This is a genomic window from Burkholderia sp. RF4-BP95 (genome assembly GCF_001521985.1).
Classification (GTDB): Bacteria; Pseudomonadota; Gammaproteobacteria; order Burkholderiales; family Burkholderiaceae; genus Burkholderia; species Burkholderia diffusa.
This window is the reverse complement of record NZ_LOSX01000017.1, coordinates 1-2539: the sequence shown is the minus strand read 5'-3', so window position 1 is coordinate 2539 and position 2539 is coordinate 1. Positions and strand designations below refer to the sequence as shown.

General features: G+C 63.3%; 3 protein-coding genes. All 3 read right to left on the bottom strand.

Annotated features, from left to right (window positions below; all coding sequences use genetic code 11):
- Positions 1-25: 25 nt before the first annotated feature.
- The 3 genes from WS46_RS04735 to WS46_RS04725 are packed head-to-tail and all read right to left on the bottom strand — an operon-like array spanning position 26 to position 2491.
- A complete protein-coding gene (locus tag WS46_RS04735) occupies positions 26-1591 on the bottom strand; it encodes an IS66 family transposase (protein ID WP_059531431.1) in 1566 nt (521 codons plus the stop codon).
- Positions 1592-1622: 31 nt separating this feature from the next.
- Positions 1623-1973: an IS66 family insertion sequence element accessory protein TnpB gene (tnpB, locus tag WS46_RS04730; RefSeq protein ID WP_059531434.1), complete on the bottom strand. Its 351-nt coding sequence runs from the start codon at positions 1971-1973 to the stop codon at positions 1623-1625.
- On the bottom strand, positions 1949-2491 hold the full coding sequence (locus WS46_RS04725) for a transposase (RefSeq protein ID WP_059531437.1): 543 nt from the start codon (positions 2489-2491) through the stop codon (positions 1949-1951). Before WS46_RS04725 ends, tnpB begins: the two co-directional genes overlap by 25 nt.
- Between the last annotated feature and the right edge of the window lie 48 nt (positions 2492-2539).

Sequence of the window (2539 nt, the reverse complement as noted above, 5' to 3'; positions counted from 1 at the left end):
GTATGCGGTCTTTTAACGACGCCCATCAGAGGTTGGGAGTGGCAGGCATGCTCCATGGCATGAGGGCGGCATAGTCGTCGGCGGTTGCGGCGAGCGGCAACCTGGTGAACAGCCAGACCAGATAGCGATACGGCTCGACGCCGTTCGCCTTGCACGTCTCGACGAGGGAGTACAGGTTGGCGCTGGCCTGCGCGCCAGCGACAGTATCGGAGAACAGCCAGCCCTTGCGGCCGACGACGAACGGCCGGATCGCGTTCTCGCACAGGTTGTTCGAGATCGGCCAGTTGCCGTTACCGACGTATCGGACCAGCTTGGGCCACTGTCCGCTCATGTACTGCAATGCCTTGCCGAGCAGACTCGACGGCACGACGCCCGGCAGATGCTCGACCAGCATGCGCTCGATGATGGCGAGCACGCGGGCGCTGTACCGAGCGCGCAGTCGTTGCCGACGTTCAGACTTCCACTTCGCGCTGCGCACCTCGGCCGCGAACAGCTTGCCGATCAGCACGACGAAGCGCGTGGCCAGCAGATCCGGCGAGCGTGCCGCCTTCGGCACCGACTCCTCGGCCTTGATGAAGCCGCGGCGCACGTGTGCCCAGCATCCGAGATGCACGAGCTGGTGATCGTGGGCGATTCCGTTGTAGAGTTCGTACCCGTCAGTCATCAGCACGGTGCCAGGCTGCACGCCAGCATAGAGCTTCTGCGCATGCTGGGCGCCGCGCCCCGGCGAGTACGAGAACATCCGTACTGGTGGCCCCGAGCCGTTGACCTGCGCCCACAGGTAACTCTTCGCCTGCGGCCTGCGTCCTGGCTCCTTCAGCACTTGGAACGTTGTCTCGTCGCCGTAGATCAAGTCCGATTCGAGCAGCGCGTCGCGCATCAGGTTGATCACCGGCTGCGTGGCCAGTCCCACCCGCACCACGCTGGCGGCCAGCGTGTTGGACGAGATGTCGCCGCCGAAGCGACGCAGCAGCGTGGCTTGGCGATACAGTGGCATACCGTACTGGTACTTGCCAGTGATGATCCACGCCAGCGCGGATTCCGTGAGCAACCCGCGTGGGATGATACGCGCTGGCGCCGGCGTGACCTTGATGCCGAGATCACAGCACGGGCACGCGTACTTGACGCGCTGGTGCTGAACGACGCGGACCTGCTCGGGAATCACGTCAAGCTGTTCGCTCGTCTCGACGCCGATCTCGACGAGAGCATGGCCATCATGCGCGCAGAATCGTTCAGACTCGGGTAGTTCGTGCCGCACGACCTCGCGCGGCAAGTTCGGATCGAGTGGTTTGCGTCCGCGCTTGCCTCGCGTGTGGGCGGCGACAGACGTGCCGGGCGCGTCCTCGCGCGCGGGCGCATCGGTAGTGGTGGCCAATGCTTCAGCTTCGTTGAACAGGCCGAGTTGGTCGGCATGGCGCGCCTCGCTAGAGGCACCGAACAGTTCGTGCTTGTAGGCCCGCAGCTTCTCTTCGGCCAGATCGCGCTGGGCCGTCACGAGTCGAAGCTCACCGCGCAGCGCATCGAGTTCGGCGCTCGCGGCAATCAGCGCTTTGTACTCCTCCGCGCTCAACATGACGGGGCTATTCGGCATGGCCGATTAGACCATGCCATCTGCGTAGTGTTCAGCTCATCCGCGCGTAATATCGCTGGGGATGCTTCTGGATCACGGCCAGGTCGATGCCGTCGAGCAGCCAGTGCAACTGCTCGGTGCTGAGCGTGATCGTGTCGCCACCGTTCGGCCAGACGAAGCGGTCGGCTTCGAGTCGCTTGAGCAGCAACCAGAAACCGTTGCCGCCCCAGCCGAGGATCTTGACTCGATCACGACGGCGGTTGCCGAAGACGAACAGCGCCGAGGTCATTGAGTTCAGGCGCATCGCCTGCTCGACCAGGATCGACAGCCCGTTGATGCCCATGCGGAAGTCGACGGGATCGCGATGCAGGTAGACCTTCAGCCCTTCGTCGAACCGGAACACGGCAGCCTCCCGAGCATCTGGATCACCGTGGCCAGCTCATCGACACTCGCCTCGCCGAGATCGAATTCGACACCATTGGACAAGCGCACATGTAACGAGAGCGCCATCAACGACGGGGCTGGTGGCAATACTGGGGAAGCGGCAGGCACAGTCGACGCAGTCGTGACGACAGGAACGAATGCTCGCGCTTCACTCATCGGAACCCGATGTGCAGTGCCCGGAATGTCGATCGATACGCCGTCGATCACCAGCGGGTCCGGCCTCGTCGGGGTTTGCAGCGTATGCTGCTGATGGCGCGAGATCCAGCGACGCAACTGGTTCGGATTAACGTCATGGTCCATGGCCGCCCGGGCGATCGATACCCCCGGCCTCAGGCAAAACTCGACCAGCTCCCGCACGGCATCTTCATCAAATTCCCGCCGGCCATCCCGTCTGCGGCCAACCACCAGTCTGCTTCGAAGGTCCTGTTTCTCTGTCATCACGGTCTGAGTGCATGTGTCCACGCGGACACTTAGCATCTGACCTTCTGCCTACCATTGGTAGGGCGTCGTTTATTGACGGCTTAC